Source organism: Embleya sp. NPDC056575 (assembly GCF_042793325.1).
Taxonomy (GTDB): Bacteria; Actinomycetota; Actinomycetes; order Streptomycetales; family Streptomycetaceae; genus Embleya.
In genome coordinates this window covers 39,950-58,709 of sequence record NZ_JBHTVA010000025.1, presented here as the reverse complement: position 1 = coordinate 58,709, position 18,760 = coordinate 39,950, and the positions used below count along the sequence as shown (strand labels likewise).

The following is an 18,760-nucleotide window of genomic DNA, read 5'->3' as shown; positions in this document are numbered from 1 at the left end:
GCGTTCGGCACCCAAGGATCGTGGACCGGTCCGTGTTCCAGGGAGAAGCCCCATGTCCCAGCGCCCCGCGCCCGACTCGCCGACCCCGTCGTCGGCTCGGGAACCCGATCCCGAGCCGCAGTCCCCCCCGCCGCGTGAAAGCCGCCTGTCCCGCGTTCCCGGGCTGTCCCGCCTGCGCCTGGACCGCAACCGTCCGACCGCGATCGTGGCGATCGGCGCGGCCGTCTCGGTCATCGCCGCCTCGGTCGTGGTCGGCATCGGCGCGGCCGGAGCCGACTCCGACCTCTCGGACGTGGGCGCGTGGCTGCCCAGCGGCTCCAAGAACCTCGTCGTGCACGTGAACGGCCTGACCGGACGGGTCGACGCCCGGATCACCCTGCCCGGCGGCCAGGACCCCACCACCTTGCAGGTGAGTACGGACGGCAAGACCGTCCTGGTGCTGAACCGCAAGACCGGGCAGCTCAACCAGATCGACCCCCGCCAACTCACCGTCGCCCAGACCTCGCCGGACGGAACCCCCAACCAGGACATCGCCACCGGGGGCGGGAACGCGTGGCGGATCAGCCCCGGCAAGGGGGAGGTGCAGCGCATCGACCCGCGGCCGACCACCGACGCCGCCAACGCGCTCGGCTCGTTCGCCACGATCGGACCGCCGATCATCTTCCAGGACGCCCAGGGAGGGCGCATCCCGCTGGGCAAGAGTCAGGCGGACTCCGACGGCACGCTGTGGGTACCGCTGTCCGCCACCGGTGAGGTGGTGCCGATCCGAGGCTCCGACCGGGGCGCGCCGATCAAGGTCGCCGAGCCCGGACATCCGCTGCTGTTGACCCTCGTCAAGGCCGCGCCGCCGGGCAACGAGGGCGGGCGCAAGTCCGGCGCCGACCGCGTGGTGGTCACCGACGTGACCGCCGGCAAGGCCATGACGCTCACCCAGACGAGCGTCGCGAGCACCTTCAAGCTGCCGACCGACCTGACCAAGGGAGCGCCCGACAGGTTCCTGGTGCCCGGCGTCAGCGAGGGCGCGGTCGTGCCCTTCCTGGCCTCCGACACCGGCTCGTTGGCCCTTCTCGACGTCAACAGCGGTTCCATCCAGGCCGCTCCGGTACAGACGCAGAAACACACGTACGGAAGCCCGTCGGTGCTCGGCGCCAAGGTCTACGTGCCGGACTTCGACACGGGCGCGCTGCTCGTCTACAACACGGTCCAGGCCAGGTTCGAGGAGCCGATCAAGGTCACCGGCGCCAAGGGCACGCTGGAGACGTACGTCAGCAACGGCCTCCTCTGGGTCAACGACCAAAACAGTGCCGAGGCGGCGGTCGTCGACGTCCAGGGACGCATCCATCGGATCGGCAAGGACGGCGAACCCGGCGCCGACGGTGTCCCGGGCGACCAGGCCACTCCCACCATGACCAAGCCGCCGGGCGCCGGCGCCACCTCCGCTCCGCCCTCGACTCCGCCGTCCTCGCAACCGCCCGCCGAGGACCAGCAGTTGCCGGGCGGTGGCGAGGCACCGCCGCAGAACGTGCCCAGCGACGATCCCTTCCCGCCGCCGCCCACTCGCGACACGAAGCCCACACACGACCCGAAGCCCAAGCCCGATCCCAAGCCGCCCACGGACGACACTCCGCAGCTGCCGGTGCCGCTGCCGAGCAAGACCACGTCGGCCGACCCGGTCGAGACTCCCAAGCCGCAGCCGACGAAGACGGCCGGCACGCCCACCGCCCCGGGTACGGCCTCGGCGTCCGCGACCTCGTCCGCGCCGGGCACGACCGAGCCGAGCGCCACCACGAGTGCGACCGGTGGCACGAGTCCGACGGGCACCACCCCGCCCTCCACCACCCCGCCGACCACCGCGCCCGAGATGAAGGCGCCCGGCACACCCAAGGCCACGTCGAGCCAGGGGAAGATCACCCTGACCTTCAGCCCCTCGGAAGGCGCCAAGCCCACCCGGTACACGCTGGGCAACGTGACCGCCGGTCTCAGCGTCACCCCCGACGCCGTCGCTCCCGGCGGCACGATGAAGTTCACCGTCTCGGGGGGCGAGTGCGGCAAGGAGTACAAGTTCTTCGTCAGTGCCGAGTTCGCCGGCCAAAAGACGATGAACTCCGGTTGGTCCCAACCCATTCAGCCGTGTGTCAAGCCGCCCAAGCCGGAGAACGTGAGCGTCACCGTGCCGAGCGGCGGGCACGGCGCGACGCTGAAGTGGACGCTCGCCAAGGGCGCCGACCCCCAGACCACCTACCAGGTGAAGATCGGCGCGAACACGTACGCCGTCTCCGGGACCTCCTACGTCGCCAAGGGCCTCAAGAACAGCCAGCAGTACGCCGTCACCATCACCGCGAAGAACGCGGCGGGCAGCGGCTCCGCCACCACGACGATCGACCTGACGCCGCCGAAGCGGACCTACAACGTCGGTCCCAACCGGAACAACTCGATCGGCATCGGCATTCACGCCGGGCCACGAATCGACGCCGCCACCCGCAGGGGTGAGATCGGCCCCAACTACACCGGCAGCATCACGGTGCACTGCCAGACCATGGGCCAGAACGTGACCCGCACGGGCACCAACGTGCACGGCGCCGTGTGGGACCGGGTCGACTACAAGTCCATCTCGGGCTACGTCAGCGACCTGTACGTGCGAACCCCCAATTCCGACAGCGGCAAGTTCTCGCCTCCGCTCTGGGAGTGCGAGTAACACCCCGGCTTCACCCATCGTGTGATCACTCGCGGGCGGCGGGCTCTTACGCCCGTCGCCCGCCGTTCCACCCAACTGGAGCACCGTGACCCAGCTCGCCACCCCGGCGAACGGCAACCAGCCGGCCGAGGCCCCCCAGTTCCACGCCGGCGACGCCCTGCGGCTGTTCCGAGAGTGCTTTCGCGCGCTCGGAGACAACATCGAGCGTGTCGTCGTCGGCAAGCGCGATGTCGTGGACCTCGCCCTGATCGCCCTGTTCGCCGAGGGCCACCTGCTCGTCGAGGACGTACCCGGCACCGGCAAGACCACGCTGGCCCGGGCGATCTCCGCGTCCATCGACGCGTCCTGGCATCGCATCCAGTTCACCCCGGACCTGTTGCCGTCCGACATCACCGGTGTGTCGATGTTCCGCCAGACGACGAACACCTTCGAGTTCCTTCCCGGACCGGTCTTCGCCCACGTGGTGATCGGCGACGAGATCAACCGCGCCTCGCCCAAGACCCAGTCGGCGATGCTCGAGGTGATGGAGGAGGGCCGGATCACCGTCGACGGCACCACCCACGAGGTCCCGCGTCCGTTCATCGTCATCGCGACACAGAACCCGGTGGACATGTCCGGGACCTATCCGTTGCCCGAGGCCCAGCTCGACCGCTTCCTGATGCGCGTCACCGTCGGCTATCCCGACCTCGCCTCGGAGATCGCGGTCGCCTCCGGCGCGGGCGGCGGGGCGACCATCGAGGGCCTGCCCGTGATCGCGACGGCGCGCCACATCCAGGAGTTCGTCCAGGTGGCCCGGCACCGGGTCGGCGCGGCGCAGCCGGTCGTCGACTACGCCGTGCGGCTGGCCCGGGCCACGCGCGAGAACGCGCACACCCGCCTTGGCGCCGGTCCGCGCGGCAGCGTGGCCCTGGTCCGGGCCGCGCGGGTGCGGGCCGCGTCACAGGAGCGCAACCACATCCTTCCCGAGGACGTCAAAGCGCTGGCCCGACCGATCCTGACCCACCGCCTGCTGCTCGCTCCGGACGCCGAACTCGGCGGTGTCACGGCCGCCGACGTGCTCGACGAGATCCTCGACCGGGTGCCGGCGCCGCAGCCGACCGCTGCGAAGGGTCACGCTTGATGCTCTCCACCGGCGGTCGCGGAATGCTGGCGGTCGGCGCGGTCCTGTGCGGGGTGGGTTGGGGGCTCGGGTACGGCGAGGCCCGGGTGTTGGGGGTCGCCGCGTTGGCCGCGGTCGCCCTCGCGCTGGCGTGGACGGCACCGCGTCCGTCGGTACGGGCCCGGCGTACCGTCGTGCCCATCAAGGTCGCGCGCGGCGACGCCGCCCACGCGGTCGTCGTACTGGTCAACACCGGTACCCGGCCGCTGCGCGGGCTGCGTGCGGAGGACCACGTCGCGGGTGAACCGGTGTATCCGGCCACGCTGCCGGCGGTGCCTCCGGGGGCCGAGGTCGGCGCCCGCTACCCGCTGCCCACCCATGTCCGCGGCCGGGTCGCGGTCGGCCCCATGTCGTTGGTGCGCGGCGATCCGCTCGGCCTGAGCCGACGCGCGCGCGAACACGGCGCGGTCGAGACCCTGTTGGTCCGACCGCGTACCGTCGCGTTGCCGGTGTTGCCGGCCGGCCGCACACATCACCTGGAAGGACCCACGTCCGACACGGCCGAGGACGGCACGCTGACCTTCCACTCGTTGCGCGAGTACACCCTCGGCGACGATCTGCGGCGTGTGCACTGGCGTTCGACGGCGCGTACCGGGGTCATGATGGTGCGGCGCATGATCGACGTGAGCCTGCCGGCGACCACGGTCGTGTTGGACACGTGCGCCGGGTCGTACGCCGGCCGACCGCCGTGGTCGACGTCGGAGGAGACGTTCGAGGTCGCGGTCGAGGTGGCCGCGTCGGTGGCCGCCGCGGTGGCCGGAAAGAACTTTCCCCTGCACGTGTTCACCGGCGCCGGGCCGCTCACGGGCGCGCGGGATCGCCAAGCCGGTTCCGGACGCCTGCTGGATCTCTTCGCGTTGGTCGAAGCCGACGCCGCGCACTCGCTGCGCGACACGTTCGAGATCCTGGAGCGCGGTCGCGACAGCGACACGCTCGTGGTGGTCACCGGCGTCGAGTCGGCCGCCGAACTCGAGGGCCTGGGGCGGGTGACGCGTCGTTTCGACCGGGTCGTGGTGATCCGGGTGGCCGCCCCCGGCGGCCCGCCGCCGGGGGCGCTGCCGCTGCCCGCGCAGGTGACCAGGCTGCTGGTCACCGACCTCGAGGAACTCGCGCGCGCGTGGCACCGCGAGGCGGTGCGATGAGCGGCCCGGGTATTCGCCGTCGCGGGTGGTCGCTGGTCGCGACCACGTCCGCCGCGCTGTGTGTGGGATTCGCGTTCCGCCGGGTGTTCGGCACGGGCGAGGTGATGCTCACGGCGACCCTGTCCGCGATCGTGCCGACCCTCGTGGTCCTGGCCTGCTCCGGCGGCCCCAAACGTTTCGTGACGGACGCGGAGAAGGCCCGGGCGACACGGCCGTTGTGGCCCTCGCTCGTGTTGTCCGCGCTGGCCTGGATCCTGGTCGTCTCCGCCTCGCTCTTTCGCGACCGCGCGGTCGGGCACGTGATTCCCACTCCCTCGGGCATGCGCGACATCGCCGGCGCCGTCGTCGACGCGCCCAAGTCGATCCTGACCACCGTGCTGCCGGCGCCCGCCGACGGGGAACTGCTCGTCCTGGTCTCCGCGTGCGTTTGGGTCGCGGCCCTCGCCGGCGCCGAACTCGCCCTGCGCACGGCCACCGTGTCGCTGCCCGCGCTGCCCGCGCTGCTCGCGCTGATCGTCCCCGTCATCCTGGGCGTCGGCGGCCCCGGTTCCAATCTCCCGGTCGTGGTCGCCATGATCGGCGCGATCGGACTGCTGCTGTTGATCCGGGCGCCGGAACGGCTGCCACCGCTGGGCACGGCTCTGGTCGGCGTGCCGATCGTGATCGCCCTGGCGTGTGTCGCGGCCCTGCTCGGTCCCGACCTGCCCGGCACCCGCACCAGGCGCCCGCCCGATCTGCGCGACCTGGTCGCGCTGCCGCAGCCGGAGCGGTTGACGGGCATCAGCCCGCTGGATCGCATCTCCGCGTGGCTGATGTCCCCCGACCAGCCGATGTTCAGCGTCGACGGGCCCAGTGCGCCCGATCGTTACTGGCGGCTGACGGTGCTCGATCGCTACGACGGGTCGAGTTGGTATCCGGTGCGGAACCTGCGCATCACCGCCGGCCGCGTCCCGGAGTCGCCCGACGGCCGACCACCCGTGCTGTCCACGGTGGTCAACACCGTGACCGTGCGCGACCTCGGCGACATCTGGCTGCCGGGCACCGATCGGCCCACCGAAGTGGACGCACCCGGCCTGGAGTTGCGGGTCGACCCGGACAGCGGGGTGATCGCGAGCGGCTCGGGCTTGCGCTCGGGTACGCGCTACCGGATCGACACGCGCGTCCCCGCGTTGGATCCGGACCGCCTCCAGTTCCTGCCCGCGGCACAGGATCCCGCGAACACGGCCCTGCCCGAGAGCGATGCGATGGGACGGCCGATCCCGGCCCTGGAATCGTTGCGGGCCAAGGCCACCGTCGCCACCTCGGGCAGCACCTTCCCGTACCAGCAGGCACTGCGCCTGGCCCAGTGGCTGCGGGCCAATCACCGTTACGACATCTCCGCGGTGCCCGGCCACTCGTATCGCAATCTCCAGTTCTTCCTGGAGACCACCAAGGAGGGTACGTCGGAGCAATTCGCCACCGCCTTCGCGGTGATGGCACGCACGCTCAATCTGCCCAGCCGGGTGGTCGTGGGCTTCTCGGCCGGACGCGAAGGCGCGAACGGTGTCCGGGAGGTGCGCAGCGGTGACATCGTCGCGTGGCCGGAGGTCGAGTTCGAGGGGGTCGGCTGGGTGCCGTTCTTCCCCACGCCCGGACAGGCCACCGACTCGGGCGCCCGCAAGCAGGCTCCCGAGCAGAAGACGCCCGCGACCAGTGCTCCGGCCAAACCGGTCACCCGTGCGGAGAAGGACCGGGAGATCGCCGGGCAGACGCGCTCGGGCCCCGCGCCCGATACCGCGACCCGCGCCCCCGCGCACCGGGGCGGGGCCCGGTGGTGGCTGTTCGTCGCGGCGGGCGCGGGTACGGGCGTCGTCGGGTATGTGGCCGCGGCCGGACTGGGTCCCGTCCTGGCCCGGCGCCGACGTCGCCGGGGCGAGCCTCGTGAGCAGGTCATCGGTGCCTGGCGACAGATCAACGACGACCTGGTGGGTGCGGGGCTGCGTACGAGCGGGTCGCTCACGGTCGGCGAGATCGCCGACTACGGCGCGAGCCGCCTGCCCCCGGAGGCCGGTGCCCGATTGCCCGAACTGGCCTCCCTGGTCAACGACATCGCCTATGGGGATCGCAGGATCGAACAGGCGGACGCGGATGCCGCGTGGCGGGATCGGGCGATCGTGGCGGGCGCCGTGCGCCGGATCGACGACCGGCCCCGCCCGCACGTCCGGGCCTATCGCAGGATGCGCCCGCGTTCGGTGGCACTGGTATTTCGATCGCCCGACAAAGGACGAGAGTGAGTTCTGACGTGACCATCGACCGACTCGGCGCCTCGGACCCCGCGGACCCGACCGGGAGTGACCCGTCGAGCGGCGGGCCGACCCTGCACGAGCCGAGGTGGTGGGGCCTGGTCCGCGACCAGGCGTCGGCACCGCCGCAGGAGGAGGCGCCCGCGGAGGTCGAATCGGGTCCGACGGGAGTCTTCGTGCCGCCGGCCGTGGCGCCGGACGCCGGGCGTACACAGTTCATCGCGGCGATCGGCGCGGTCGAGTCGGGAGCGTCACCGGTGGCACCCGCGCCCGGCGACGCCGGGTCGGCGCGGGAACAGGCGGCGCCGGCAACCGACGACGAGACGACGCCCGAACAGCCCGTGCCTGCGCCCGAGGACACCCCGGCGGCGCGGGAACAGGCGGCGCCCGCACCCGACAACGACGTGGCGACGCCCGAACAGACCGTGTCCGCGGCCGAGCCCGAGCCGGTGTCCGCGTCCCACCGCGTCGACGCGGCGCGAGAGCGGGCGGTGCCGGAGGTCGGCGGCGAGGCGGCACCCGAGCAGGTGGCACCGGTCGCCGGCGATGTCGGCGCGGAATCACGAGAGTTCGCCGCGCCGACCCACGAAGTCGAGGCGGGCCCCGCGTGGCTCCCGCCGGCGAAGCCCGTCGCGGACGTCGCCGAGCCGATCCCCGCTCCTCCCCCGCGGCCGACCGCACCTCCGGCGAGCGCACCGGAACCGGCGGGTGACGTACCGCAGTCGCAGTGGTCCGCCGCCGACGCGGGCGAGACGTACGCGCCGCTGTCGCGGGCGTTGGATCCCGCCGCCGAGCACCGACCGATGCCCGTCGGCGCCTGGTCGACGGCTCCGGAACCGAGCGGCGACGGAGAGCCCGGACCTCGATCCGATGTCAAGTCGCCGCTCACGCTCCCGATTCCGGAGCCGGAGCCGGAGCCGGGGCCGGGACAGGAGCCGGAATCGACCGAGGCGTTCGGATGGGACTTCCAACAGGCTTCGACCGAGCCCCACGAGTGGTTCCCCGCGCCCAAGCGCCGTCCACGCTGGGTCGTGTTCGTGCTCGCGGGCCTGGTCGTGCTCGTGATCGCCTCGGTCGGCGTCATCGTCCTGGCGGCCCGGAAGGAAAAACCCGTCGCGGCGGCGCCGACCGCACCGCCGGCACCGGCGACCATGATGGCGCCGGACGCGGCCGCGCCATTCCGACCCCAGGGGGTGTCCGTCAAGTCGTTCGAGGGGCGCCTGCTGGTCTCCTGGAAGGTCCCGGAGCGCACCGACCTCATCGTCGGGTACCTCGTCGTCGCGCAAAGCCGCGAGGGTGCCGTGCAAAAGACCGAGGTGCCGCGCGCCGGGGAGTTGACCGCGGTGTTGGCCGGCCCCGAGGTCGGCCTGAACTCGTGCGTCGTGGTCACCACACTCGTCAGCGGCGAACCGAGCATGATGATGTCCCGCTCGGACCCGGTCTGCCCCCGGTCGGCGCCGGCGAGGTCCGGCGACCCGGCGACCGGAGGCTCCGCGACACCGAACCAATCGGGAGGCTCCAATGGGTGAGCACACCGCCGTCCCCGCATGGCCCGTGATCCTGATCGAATTGGGCCCGAACGACACCGTGGAGATCGGCGGGGTCCCCGTCCCGGTGGAACCCGGACGCAACCCGAGGGATGTGGCATTGGCGGTCGCCGCGGAAACCGCCGGAGTACTCGGTCGCGCGGTGCGGGTCCAGGCCGTCGAGCCGGACGGCACGACCTTCCCGTTGATCGTCGACTCGGAAGGGAACGTCGTCCAGGCCGGGGATCCGACGCCCGTCAAACCGGCCCGCCGCGGGTTGGGCCTGCGCCGCGGGCGAACCGGTACGGCGACCGGGCCGAATCGGCCGCGCCGGGGGGCGGCTTCGGCTCCCGAGGTCCGGGCCGCCCCGCCGCGGGCGCCGGAGTACGAACCACCGGCGTTCCCGGGCCTGTCCGGCGGCGCGGAGCCGTTGCGGTCGCCGGTGGACCCGCCGTCGACGCCCACGCCCGCGGTGTCGGCCCCGCCGCCGGCGCCGGTGGGACATGCCGAGGTATCGCCGGCCCCGGCCGCGAAGGAGGCCGAGAACGCGTGGCCGGACGAGGGCGCGTGGCCGGACGAGAGCGGTCGTCGGGACGCGGGCGAGCCGCCGTACGTGCCCACGCCGACGCCCGAGCAGCAACGCGCTCTCGGGGTGATCGCCCGGGCGCTCGACCAGGGCGAGCCGGACCGGGCCCTGATCGTCGCCAAGACCATGGCGAGGGCGGCCGCGGCCGCGGGCGACATCGGCGCGGCCGTGGCCACCCGGGAACTGCACGCCTACCTGGCCCTGTTGGCCGACCGGGCCGACCTGGCGGCCCGGCTCTACGACGAGGCCATCGCCCTGTTCGACCCGAGCCTGGTGGATCGGAGCGGCTGGCGGGAGCGGCTGGCCGAGAACGCCCGCCGGTGTCGGTCGCGGGCGGCTCTCGACCGGGTGACGCGGGCCTGACGGCCCGCGTCGGCTCAGGAACGTGTGGCGGGGTCGTGGTCGGGGTGGGCGGTGGTCGTGACGTGCGCCACCGCCCGCAGGGCGAGCCACAGGTCGATCTGGGTGGCGGGGCAACCGATCAGGCCCGCGCCCAGGCGTTCCTCGATCCGGACCAGGCGCTTGCGCACTCCCGGCCCGGAGATCGCCAGCGCCGCGGCGGTCGGCTCGATCCGGGCGTCGAGGTCGAGCCAGGTCCGCAGGGTTCGCAGATCGTGGGATCCCGTGTCCGAACCGAGCGGGCGGACCAGATCCTCGGCCCACGCCCGGACCCGAGGCAACGCCAGCAGATGTTCGACCGTCACCGCTTCGGCGACCGTCCCGCTCTCCTCCGCGCCGGTTCCGGCACCGCCGTCCCGGTCGCCCGCACCGCGCAGCGCCAGGATCCGCAATGCCAGGGACAGTTCGGCCCGAACGGCCAACGAGTCCAGGTTCGCGTCCAGGAGCGCGGCCACGGTCTTCAACCGTGCGATCAACGTGTTGCGGTGCAGGTGCAGTCGGCGTGAGGCACGGCCGCCCAGGCGCAGCCAGGTCTCCAGGGTGGTGGCCAGTTCGTCGGCGCCCGGGTCGGCACGTCGGGCGGGTCGATACGCCCGCAGCGGCGCGAGTCGCCGCCGGGCCCAGGCCACCCCGTCGAGGCCGATCAACTCGTCGGGCGTCGCGTGTTCCTCGAATCCGACCACTCGATCCACTCCCGCCGGCGCCCGCGACACCGCGCGCGCGGCCTGCTCGTAGGCCACCGAGGTGTGTTCGAGCGCGACCGCGTCGCCGACTCCGACGAGGACGTCGACGAACTCCCGGCTCAACCGACCGGCCACCCGGTGGGCCGCCTCGGGTCGTTCCGCCGCTGCGGCGCCACGCTCGCGGGTCCCGGCCGGCGATCCGTGCGCGGGTACCAGGAACACCAGGCGGTCGGCGTGCGTGAGGTCCGGCGCCCATCGCACTCCGTCGCCGGACAGGCGGTGCGCCGCGCGTTCGATGCCACGACGGCGCTCTTGCGGGAAGCGGACCACGAGCACGGCCACCACGTCGGGCAGCGGGGAACCCATGGCCAGGGCGACGTCCCGGGCGGTCGAGGTGTGACCGGTGCTCAGCAGTCGCAACACCGCCTGCCGACTGCGCGCGTCCGCCTCGGCGCTCCGACGGCGCTCGGCCGTCGCGCGCTCGGCGTTCCAGGCCCAGCCGAGCACGGGCACGGTGTCGGCGAGCAGGACCTGCGTCCGTTGCCCGGCCCGGCCAGGGTCGAGGAGTTGCAGTGTGCCCTGGGGGGTGTCGCGCTCGCCGCCGATCCCCAGCGGGATCGTGTGCCCGGTGCCGGCTCGTGATCCGGCGTCGCGGCCGGCGGGGTGCGCGCCTTCCCCGAACGCCTCGTGGTGGACCGCCCCTTCGTGGTCCACGATGCGCATGTGGGTGCCGGTGCGGTGGGCGAGCCAGCGCAGCAGGTCGCGGGTGCCGTTCGGGCCGGCCGCCAGGCGCTGCGCGGTGAGCAGGTCGCGCACGCGCCGATCGCTCGCGTGCTCGTCGTCGGCGTCCGGGTGGAACGGGTCCGCGTACGCGTCGGCGCGCGCCTCGGCGAGCGGGCCGGGGTGCTCGAAGCGGCTCTCGTCGAATCCGGGACGACCGGTCGCACGCGCGTGTTCGACGCGGCTCGTCTCCGCGTAGGTCGCGCTCATGACCGCCGCCCGCACGGCGTGTGGGCGGGCGTACCCGTCGAAGCCTCCCGCGGGAGGATCCTGTCCTGTTCGCTCATACCGGCCCCCGTTCATCCGGCCCGTCGCGGTGTGGACGTGGGTCGGGTGGTCCGCCGGGAAGTAGGGGACTGTGCGCCGTGAACGCACCCGAAGCGTGTTCCGCCGCGGTCCCCGTCTACCCGTCACGCCTGCCGGCCCGGCCGGGATCATTGCGTTTTCGCGGCCCTGCGGGCCTCCGCGCCGTGTAAAGCGCATTGCCCAGGATTTTTGACCGGGGGGGAAATCTCGATAAGGCCGAGAGGGTTACCAGAGTTTGGTATACCTTTCGGTAACATCGCTCCGGGCGGGGGGATTTCGGGGCGTCGTCACCCGGGCGTCGAATCCGGCCCACCATTCGTTCGGCCCGGCGCCCGGAATTTGCCCACAGCAAATATAACGTGACTGTTGCGAAATGTCTCGCACCGGCGAGGACCGCGTGGCGGCACCTGCCGTGGAGAATTTCCAATCACACACGGTATCGCGTCGGATGCGTCGTGGAATTCCATGGCGGAGCGTCGGTCGCGAATGCGTGGGCGCGGTGCGTCGGCTACCGTTACGGGCCATGACCTACGTCACCGACCCGCGAGTCGACACCTACATCGAGGCCCTGCCCGAGTGGCAACAGGCCATTTGCCGCGAGGTCCGGGACCTGGTGCACGCCGCCGACGACGAGGTGGTCGAGACCATCAAGCGCACCGTCCGGCCCTACTTCGTCCTCCAGGGCAACATCTGCGCACTGCTCGCGGCCAAGGACCACGTCAACGTGTTCCTGTACGACGGCGCCATCGTCCCCGACCCCGAGGGGATCATCACCGGCGGCCACGACAACAAGACCGCCCGCACGGTGGCCGTCCGCGAGGGCGAGGCCATCAACGGCCCCGCCCTCAAGGCCATGTTCGAGCAGATCATCGCCAACAACCGCGCGGGCGGTTGGCGCAAGCTCAAGCAGTGACCGCCGCAACCTCGCCGGAGAGGGCTCAGCGACCGATCATGAAGGCGTCGGGGCGCAGCGCGCGATCGACGACGCGCACGTCGCCCACCCAGGCGTTGACCGTCTGGTCGAGCTTGCCGTCGTAGGCGTAGCCGCCCAGCATCCAGGGGAGGTTGAGCGTGGTCAGGCCGTTCGCGCGAGCCGTCGGGTTGCGCACCACCGGGCAACCGTCGATGTACATCGTGGTCTGCCGGGAGTCGTTCACGACCGCGACGTGCCACCAGGCGTCCAGGGCCAGTTCGTGGCCCCAGTTGGTGGCCGAGCCGTCGCCGTCGAGCGGGTAGACGCACCACTGGAGTTCGCGTCCGCCGGACAGGCTCAGCGTGACTACCGGCTCCTGCGGGTCGCCCTGTGGCTTGCGCGCCTCGCCGCTCATGCCCCAGCGGCTCAGCAGCGCCGACCACGCGTCCTTGCCGCCGTCCCAGTCGGCGGGCAGCTTGAAGAACGCCTCGACGGTGTATCCGGAGCGGAACGTCGCCCGGTTCAGCGGCGCGTCGTTCGCGGTCTGGAAGTGGCCGCCCCGCAGCGGGGACTTGCCGCCCGCGAGCCGCACGCTGCCGTGTCCGGGCTGGTCCGGGTGGTACTGCCCGGACCAGCTCACCGATCCGGCCGCGGCGCCCGGCGCCGGAATCAGGGTCAGATCGTTGCCGCGCCCCGACAGGTCCTTGACGCGCTGCCCGCCGGGCACGGGCGCGCCGTCCTGGTGCGCGCCGTCGAAGCGCCAGTAGGCGACCGTGCCGGGCACCACCATGCGGGCCGCCGGACGGGCCGGGCGCTGGGGGATCGGCGCGAAGCGCGCAAAGCGCTTGTCGAAGTCGACCGGCACCGAGAAGTAGTCGTCGGGTCCGGTCAACTCCATCTCGCGGCGCTCGAGTTCGTTGAGGTCGCGGCTGTTGCGACCGAGGATCCACGGGGACAGCGTCTGCACGTCGATGGTGTCGCGGTCCAGGTCGAAGTGGTAGAGCCGGATCATCGCGGCGCCGCCGAAGTAGCGGTTTTGGTAGTTGGTGATGTGCAGGTGCACGTCGTTGCCGGCGTCGTTGCGGCGCGTGCTGCGGCCGGCCGGCCAGTAGTGGCCGTTGAGGGTGAGGAAGATCTGGTCGTTGCCCTTGATCAGCTCGTCCCACAACCGGCGGCCGTGGTCGGAGAATTCCGCCTCCCGGCCCGGGACGTCGGCGGAGACCAGTTCGTGGCTGGTCAGGATCACCGGCGAACGCGGGTGGTCCGCCATCACCTTGCGCGCCCACGCGATGCTCGCGGGCGAGGGGCGCCAGTCCAGGGCGAGGACGAGCCATTCCCGTCCCCCGGCCTGGAACAGGTGGTAGGTGTTGTAGCCGTCCGGGGTGGCCCCGCCGAAGGAGCGTTTGCCGCGGAAGCGTTGCGGGCCGAACGTGTCCAGGTACGCGGACCGGCCGCGCCGGTCGTCGGTGCCGGAATCGATGTCGTGGTTGCCCGCCAGCACGCTGTAGGCCACGCCCTTGCGGTCGAGCACCTCGAACGCCCGGCCGATGCCGTCGAATTCGGGCTTGCGGCCGTTCTGGGTGAGGTCGCCCAGGTGCGCCATGAAGACGATGTTGTCCTCGCGCGCGTGCTCCAGGATGTACCGGAAGGACGCCTCGATCGGCGCGGTGGTGATGCTCGGCTCGTCGAACATGTACTGCGTGTCCGGCATCACCACCAGCGTGAATCGCCGACTGTCGCGGTCCGGACGCCACGCCGGCATGCCCTGCGCGTCCACCGGCGCGTCGGCCGCCGCGCCCTCGGCGCCGCCCTCCGCCCCGGCGGCGGCGGCCGGCGAGATCCCGACCGCCCCCACCGCGGCGGCACCGGCTCCGGCCAGCGCCGCGGAGCGCAGGAAGGCCCGCCGGGCGGGCCCGGACAGGGGCGTGACGGGCTGGGGGCAATCGTCGTCGTGCTGCTCGCACATGGTGCTTCTCCGGGCGCAGGCGGGGTTGGGGCATGCGCACGGTATTGGTTGGAAAACCCACGAAGATCATCCACACCGCCAACAACGGCCGACGACCGGGTGAATTCGCCGCCGGCACACGGGGATGCCGCACCCGCCGTGTCCGCCCCCTCACCCAAGGGGCGAATTCACCCCCGACGGCTCTGCGGCACCCGCACCGACGCCATGCCCGCGGCGGTTGCGGCCTGGATCCCCATCTCGGTGTCCTCGAAGACCAGGCAGTCCGCAGGGGCGACGCCCAGGTGCGCGGCGGCGCGGAGGAACCCCTCGGGGTCGGGCTTGGCCCGCGTGTAGTCCTCGGCGCACACCAGCACGTCGAACCGGTCGAGCAGGCCGAGGGTGTCCAGCGACGAGGTGACCGAGTCCCGGGTGCTGCCGGAGACCACGGCGGTCGGTATCCGCCCGCACGCGTCGTCGATGTGCGCGAGTATCCCCGGCACGGGGGTCAACTGCGGCAGATACTCCCGAAAAAGCAGTTCCCGCCGCTGAGCGACCGCCTCGACCGGCATGGCCAGACCCTGGTCCGCGTTGAGCGAGGCGATGATGTCCGTCACCGTTCGCCCGCCCCAGGCGTAGAACAGCTCCTCGGGGAACGCGCAGTCCCACTCGTCGAGGGCCTGCTTCCAGGCCCGATAGTGCAGCGGCATGGAGTCGGCGATGGTTCCGTCGCAGTCGAACAGGTACGCGCGAAACTCACCGGGCGGCAGGGAAATGATCATCGACTCACCGTATACCCGCCCCGGCGCCCCTCTGCTACCGTTACCGGCATGAAGCGCGCTGCCATGATGACGACGACGCCGGAGAGTGTCCCGGCGCGCTGACGGATGTCTTGGTCAAGAAGCCCCGGGGCGAGTGCCCCGGGGCTTCGGCTTGTGGTCACTCGCCCCACATCAGCGAGGAGACCCCCGTGTACGACCACCGCAGGCTCGGCCGCGAGTTGAACCTGTTCGACACCGACCCGCTGATCGGCGCGGGACTGCCCTACTGGCTGCCCGACGGCGCCACCGTGCGGCACACCCTCGAGGAGTACATCCGGGGCGCGGAGCTCCGGGCGGGCTACCGGCACGTCTACTCGCCGGTGCTCGGCAAGCGGGAGTTGTACGAGATCTCGGGCCACTGGTCGCACTACAGCGACGACATGTTCCCGCCGATGGACCTCGGCGGCGAGCAGGTGGTGCTGCGGCCGAGCCTGTGTCCGCACCATGCGGTCATCTTTCGCTCCCGCGCCCACAGCTACCGCGAACTTCCTTTGCGGATGGCCGAGTTGGGCGGGATGTACCGCTCCGAGCCGTCCGGCGTGCTGGGTGGGCTGACCCGGGTGCGGGCGATCCAGCTCAACGACGCGCACATCTTCTGCACCCTCGAGCAGGTCGCCGACGAGGCGCGGGCCGCGCTGGAGATGATCCGCCGGGCATACGAGGCGCTCGGCATCGAGGCGAGCCGCCACCGGCTCTCCCTGCCGGGGCCGGGCGGGAAGTACGTCGCCGCGCCGGAGAAGTGGAGTCGGGCCACCGCGTTGTTGCGGGACGTACTCGACCGCTCCGGCCTGCCGTACGAGGCGGCGGAGGGGGAGGCCGCGTTCTACGGCCCCAAGATCGACATCCAGGTCACCGACGCGGCCGGCCGGGAGTCCACCCTGTCCACCGTCCAGGTCGACTTCCATCAGCCCGAGCGGTTCGACCTTAACTACATCGGCGCCGACGGCGCCCGGCATCGGCCGGTGATGATCCACCGCAGCATCATCGGCAGCGTGGAACGGGCCGTGGCACACCTGATCGAGCAGCACGGCGGGGCCTTCCCCGCGTGGCTCGCGCCGACCCAGGTGGTGGTCCTGCCGATCACCGAGGCCGAGTGGCCGGGCGCCGAGGCGGTGGCCCGCCGCTGCGCCGACCTCGGACTGCGGGCCGAGGTCGCGGGTCCGGAACGAGGCAGCCTAGGTGCCCGGATCCGGGAGGCGCGACTGGTCCCGTACCAGGCCGTGATCGGTGCCCGCGAGGCCGCCGCCGACCACGTCGCGCTGCGCCTGCGCGACGGCCGCCGGCTCGACGCGCGGCCGGCCGACGACGTACTCGCCCGGATCGCCGCCCTCGTCGCGGCGCACGCGGGCGAATTGTGGGAGGACAGGCACGCCGAGGTGTAGGACCGACGGGAGTCGGGTGCCTCGCGCCGCGACGATCGCCGCCGCGACAGGGCGCCCCAGGCACCCGGCTCCCCCGCGTCAGATGTCCAGGAACCGCACGTCGGCGGCGTTGCGTTGGATGAATCCGCGCCGCGCCTCGACGTCCTCGCCCATCAGGATCGAGAACAGCGCGTCGGCCTGTGCGCCGTCCTCCAGCGTGATGCGACCGAGCACCCGGTGGTCGCGGTCCATGGTGGTCACCCGCAACTCCTCCGCGTTCATCTCACCGAGCCCCTTGAAGCGCTGGATGCTCTCCTCGCGCAGCCGCCTGCCCTCGCGCCGGCCGCGTTCGACGAGCATGTCGCGTTCCCGATCGGCGTAGGCGTACTCGATGTCGCCCCGGCTCCAGGTGATCTTGTACAGCGGCGGCCGGGAGAGGTAGACGTGGCCGGCCTCGATCAGCGGCCGCATGAAGCGGAAGAGGAAGGTCAGGAGCAGGGTGTTGATGTGCCGGCCGTCGACGTCGGCGTCGGCCATCAAAATGATCCGGTGGTAGCGCAGCCGGTCGATGTCGAAGTCGTCGTGCACGCCGGTGCCGAAGGCCGAGATGAGGGCCTGGATCTCCTGGTTGTCCAGGATCTTGTCGACGCGGGCCTTCTCGACATTGAGGATCTTGCCCCGGATCGGCAGGATCGCCTGATATTCGGGATCGCGGCCGGACTTGGCCGAACCACCCGCGGAGTCGCCCTCGACGATGAAGATCTCACAGGCGGCCGGATCGGTGGACCGGCAGTCGGCGAGTTTGCCGGGCAGCGCGATGGATTCCACCAGGCTCTTGCGGCGGGTGAGATCACGGGCCTTGCGCGCGGCGAGCCGGGCGGTCCGGGCCTGGACCGCCTTGCGGACGATCTCCGTCGCGTCGACCGGGTTTCGGGCGAACCAGTCGGTCAGCTGTTCGTGCACGGCCTTGTGTACATACGTGCGCGCCTCGGTGTTGCCCAGCCTGGTCTTGGTCTGGCCCTCGAACTGCGGCTCGCCCAGCTTGACCGAGACGATCGCGGTCAGCCCCTCGCGGATGTCCTCGCCGGGGAGGTTTTCGTCCTTGTCCCGCAACAACCGTCGCTCGCGCGCGTAGCGGTTGACCACGCCGGTCAGCGCGGCGCGGAAACCTTCCTCGTGCATGCCGCCCTCGCGGGTGTGGATGGCGTTGGCATAGGAGTACACCCCTTCGCTGAACCGGGAGTTCCACTGCATCGCGACCTCGACGGACACCGACTGCCCCGCGTCCTCGGCCCGGATGGAGACGACCGACGGGTGCACCGGCTCGCCCTTGCCGGCGTTGAGGTGGGTGACGAAGTCGACGATGCCGCCCTGATAGCGGTACTCGACGGACCGGGCCGGCTCGTCGGCGGCGGGCGTACGTGCGCCGTGGCGTGCGTCGGTCAGGGTCAGGGTCAGGCCCTTGGTGAGGAAGGCCATCTCCTGGAGGCGACGGGCCAGGGTCTCGAACGAGTACTCGGTGCTCTCGAACACGTCCGGGTCGGCCCGGAAGGTGAGCGAGGTGCCGGTGTCGGAGACGGCCTCGTGCCGGACCAGTTCGGTGACGGGCACACCCCGGCGGTAGTCCTGGGTCCACCGCCGGCCGTCGGCGCGGATCTCCACCGACAGGTGCGTGGACAGCGCGTTGACCACGGACAACCCGACACCGTGCAACCCGCCCGAGACCGCGTAGCCGCCACCCCCGAACTTGCCGCCCGCGTGCAGCACGGTCAGCACCAGTTCGACGGCCGGTAGCCCCTTCTCCGGGTGCGGCCCGACCGGAATCCCGCGCCCGTTGTCCACCACCCGCACGGCGCCGTCGCCCAGGAGCGTGACATCGATGCGATCCGCGACACCGGCGAGGGCCTCGTCGACGGAGTTGTCCACGATCTCCTGCACCATGTGATGCAGCCCGCGCTCGCCGGTCGAGCCGATGTACATCCCCGGCCGGCGGCGCACCGCGTCCAGCCCGTCCAACACGGTGATCGCGCCGGCATCGTACGCCGGGCCCCGCCCCCCGCCGCCGCCGGACGACGCGACGGCGGAAAGGCTGCCGGAATCAGTCACAAGGCCCTCTTTTCTGGCATCACGAATCACGCTCCCGCCGCGATGGCGGGAGCGGTCGT

The 18,760-nt window shown here is 71.9% G+C and carries 12 protein-coding genes; 8 read left to right on the top strand and 4 right to left on the bottom strand.

Translation table 11 applies throughout. The annotated features are described in order from the left end of the window. The first annotated feature begins 52 nt into the window (after positions 1-52). The 6 genes from ACFRCG_RS20960 (at position 53) to ACFRCG_RS20935 (ending at position 9,753) form a co-directional block, all read left to right on the top strand. Positions 53-2,695, top strand: coding sequence for a fibronectin type III domain-containing protein (locus ACFRCG_RS20960; RefSeq protein ID WP_380033515.1), 2,643 nt, complete (start codon positions 53-55; stop codon positions 2,693-2,695). An 85-nt stretch (positions 2,696-2,780) separates the two neighbouring features. Further along, positions 2,781-3,815 (top strand): AAA family ATPase, encoded by a 1,035-nt coding sequence (locus ACFRCG_RS20955; protein WP_380012111.1) that lies wholly within the window; start codon positions 2,781-2,783, stop codon positions 3,813-3,815. Continuing rightward, positions 3,815-4,996, top strand: coding sequence for a DUF58 domain-containing protein (locus tag ACFRCG_RS20950; protein ID WP_380033645.1), 1,182 nt, complete (start codon positions 3,815-3,817; stop codon positions 4,994-4,996). Before ACFRCG_RS20955 ends, ACFRCG_RS20950 begins: the two co-directional genes overlap by 1 nt. Further along, positions 4,993-7,269 (top strand): transglutaminaseTgpA domain-containing protein, encoded by a 2,277-nt coding sequence (locus ACFRCG_RS20945; RefSeq protein ID WP_380033513.1) that lies wholly within the window; start codon positions 4,993-4,995, stop codon positions 7,267-7,269. The genes ACFRCG_RS20950 and ACFRCG_RS20945 overlap by 4 nt, the downstream gene beginning before the upstream one ends. Further along, on the top strand, positions 7,266-8,807 hold the full coding sequence (locus ACFRCG_RS20940) for a hypothetical protein (RefSeq protein WP_380033511.1): 1,542 nt from the start codon (positions 7,266-7,268) through the stop codon (positions 8,805-8,807). The genes ACFRCG_RS20945 and ACFRCG_RS20940 overlap by 4 nt, the downstream gene beginning before the upstream one ends. Then, a complete protein-coding gene (locus tag ACFRCG_RS20935) occupies positions 8,800-9,753 on the top strand; it encodes a hypothetical protein (RefSeq protein WP_380033509.1) in 954 nt (317 codons plus the stop codon). The genes ACFRCG_RS20940 and ACFRCG_RS20935 overlap by 8 nt, the downstream gene beginning before the upstream one ends. Positions 9,754-9,767: 14 nt before the next feature. Here the strand turns inward: ACFRCG_RS20935 and ACFRCG_RS20930 are convergent, their stop codons facing one another. Further along, a complete protein-coding gene (locus ACFRCG_RS20930; RefSeq protein ID WP_380033507.1) occupies positions 9,768-11,462 on the bottom strand; it encodes a helix-turn-helix domain-containing protein in 1,695 nt (564 codons plus the stop codon). Positions 11,463-12,081: 619 nt separating this feature from the next. On the opposite strand from ACFRCG_RS20930, the gene ACFRCG_RS20925 reads away from it, so the two are divergent. Continuing rightward, a complete protein-coding gene (locus ACFRCG_RS20925; protein WP_380033506.1) occupies positions 12,082-12,471 on the top strand; it encodes a DUF1801 domain-containing protein in 390 nt (129 codons plus the stop codon). A gap of 25 nt (positions 12,472-12,496) precedes the next feature. On the opposite strand, the gene ACFRCG_RS20920 is transcribed toward ACFRCG_RS20925, so the two are convergent. Both ACFRCG_RS20920 and ACFRCG_RS20915 read right to left on the bottom strand, forming a co-directional pair. Beyond that, a complete protein-coding gene (locus ACFRCG_RS20920; protein WP_380033505.1) occupies positions 12,497-14,437 on the bottom strand; it encodes a LamG-like jellyroll fold domain-containing protein in 1,941 nt (646 codons plus the stop codon). Positions 14,438-14,604: 167 nt separating this feature from the next. Then, complete coding sequence (locus ACFRCG_RS20915; protein ID WP_380033504.1) at positions 14,605-15,195, bottom strand: HAD family hydrolase; 591 nt, start codon at positions 15,193-15,195, stop codon at positions 14,605-14,607. 188 nt (positions 15,196-15,383) lie between these two features. Here ACFRCG_RS20915 and thrS point away from each other — a divergent pair, with 188 nt between their 5' ends. Beyond that, positions 15,384-16,616: a threonine--tRNA ligase gene (thrS, locus tag ACFRCG_RS20910; protein WP_380033502.1), complete on the top strand. Its 1,233-nt coding sequence runs from the start codon at positions 15,384-15,386 to the stop codon at positions 16,614-16,616. A 78-nt stretch (positions 16,617-16,694) separates the two neighbouring features. On the opposite strand, the gene gyrB is transcribed toward thrS, so the two are convergent. Beyond that, complete coding sequence (gyrB, locus tag ACFRCG_RS20905; protein ID WP_380033501.1) at positions 16,695-18,701, bottom strand: DNA topoisomerase (ATP-hydrolyzing) subunit B; 2,007 nt, start codon at positions 18,699-18,701, stop codon at positions 16,695-16,697. Between the last annotated feature and the right edge of the window lie 59 nt (positions 18,702-18,760).

Excerpts from the sequence above, each read along its gene's own strand:
- ACFRCG_RS20960 (WP_380033515.1), top strand. The coding sequence starts at position 53 with ATGTCCCAGCGCCCCGCGCCCGACTCGCCGACCCCGTCGTCGGCTCGG.
- ACFRCG_RS20950 (WP_380033645.1), top strand. The coding sequence starts at position 3,815 with ATGCTCTCCACCGGCGGTCGCGGAATGCTGGCGGTCGGCGCGGTCCTG.
- ACFRCG_RS20945 (WP_380033513.1), top strand. The coding sequence starts at position 4,993 with ATGAGCGGCCCGGGTATTCGCCGTCGCGGGTGGTCGCTGGTCGCGACC.
- ACFRCG_RS20935 (WP_380033509.1), top strand. The coding sequence starts at position 8,800 with ATGGGTGAGCACACCGCCGTCCCCGCATGGCCCGTGATCCTGATCGAA.
- ACFRCG_RS20930 (WP_380033507.1), bottom strand. The coding sequence starts at position 11,462 with ATGAGCGCGACCTACGCGGAGACGAGCCGCGTCGAACACGCGCGTGCG.
- ACFRCG_RS20925 (WP_380033506.1), top strand. The coding sequence starts at position 12,082 with ATGACCTACGTCACCGACCCGCGAGTCGACACCTACATCGAGGCCCTG.
- ACFRCG_RS20920 (WP_380033505.1), bottom strand. The coding sequence starts at position 14,437 with ATGTGCGAGCAGCACGACGACGATTGCCCCCAGCCCGTCACGCCCCTG.
- ACFRCG_RS20915 (WP_380033504.1), bottom strand. The coding sequence starts at position 15,195 with ATGATCATTTCCCTGCCGCCCGGTGAGTTTCGCGCGTACCTGTTCGAC.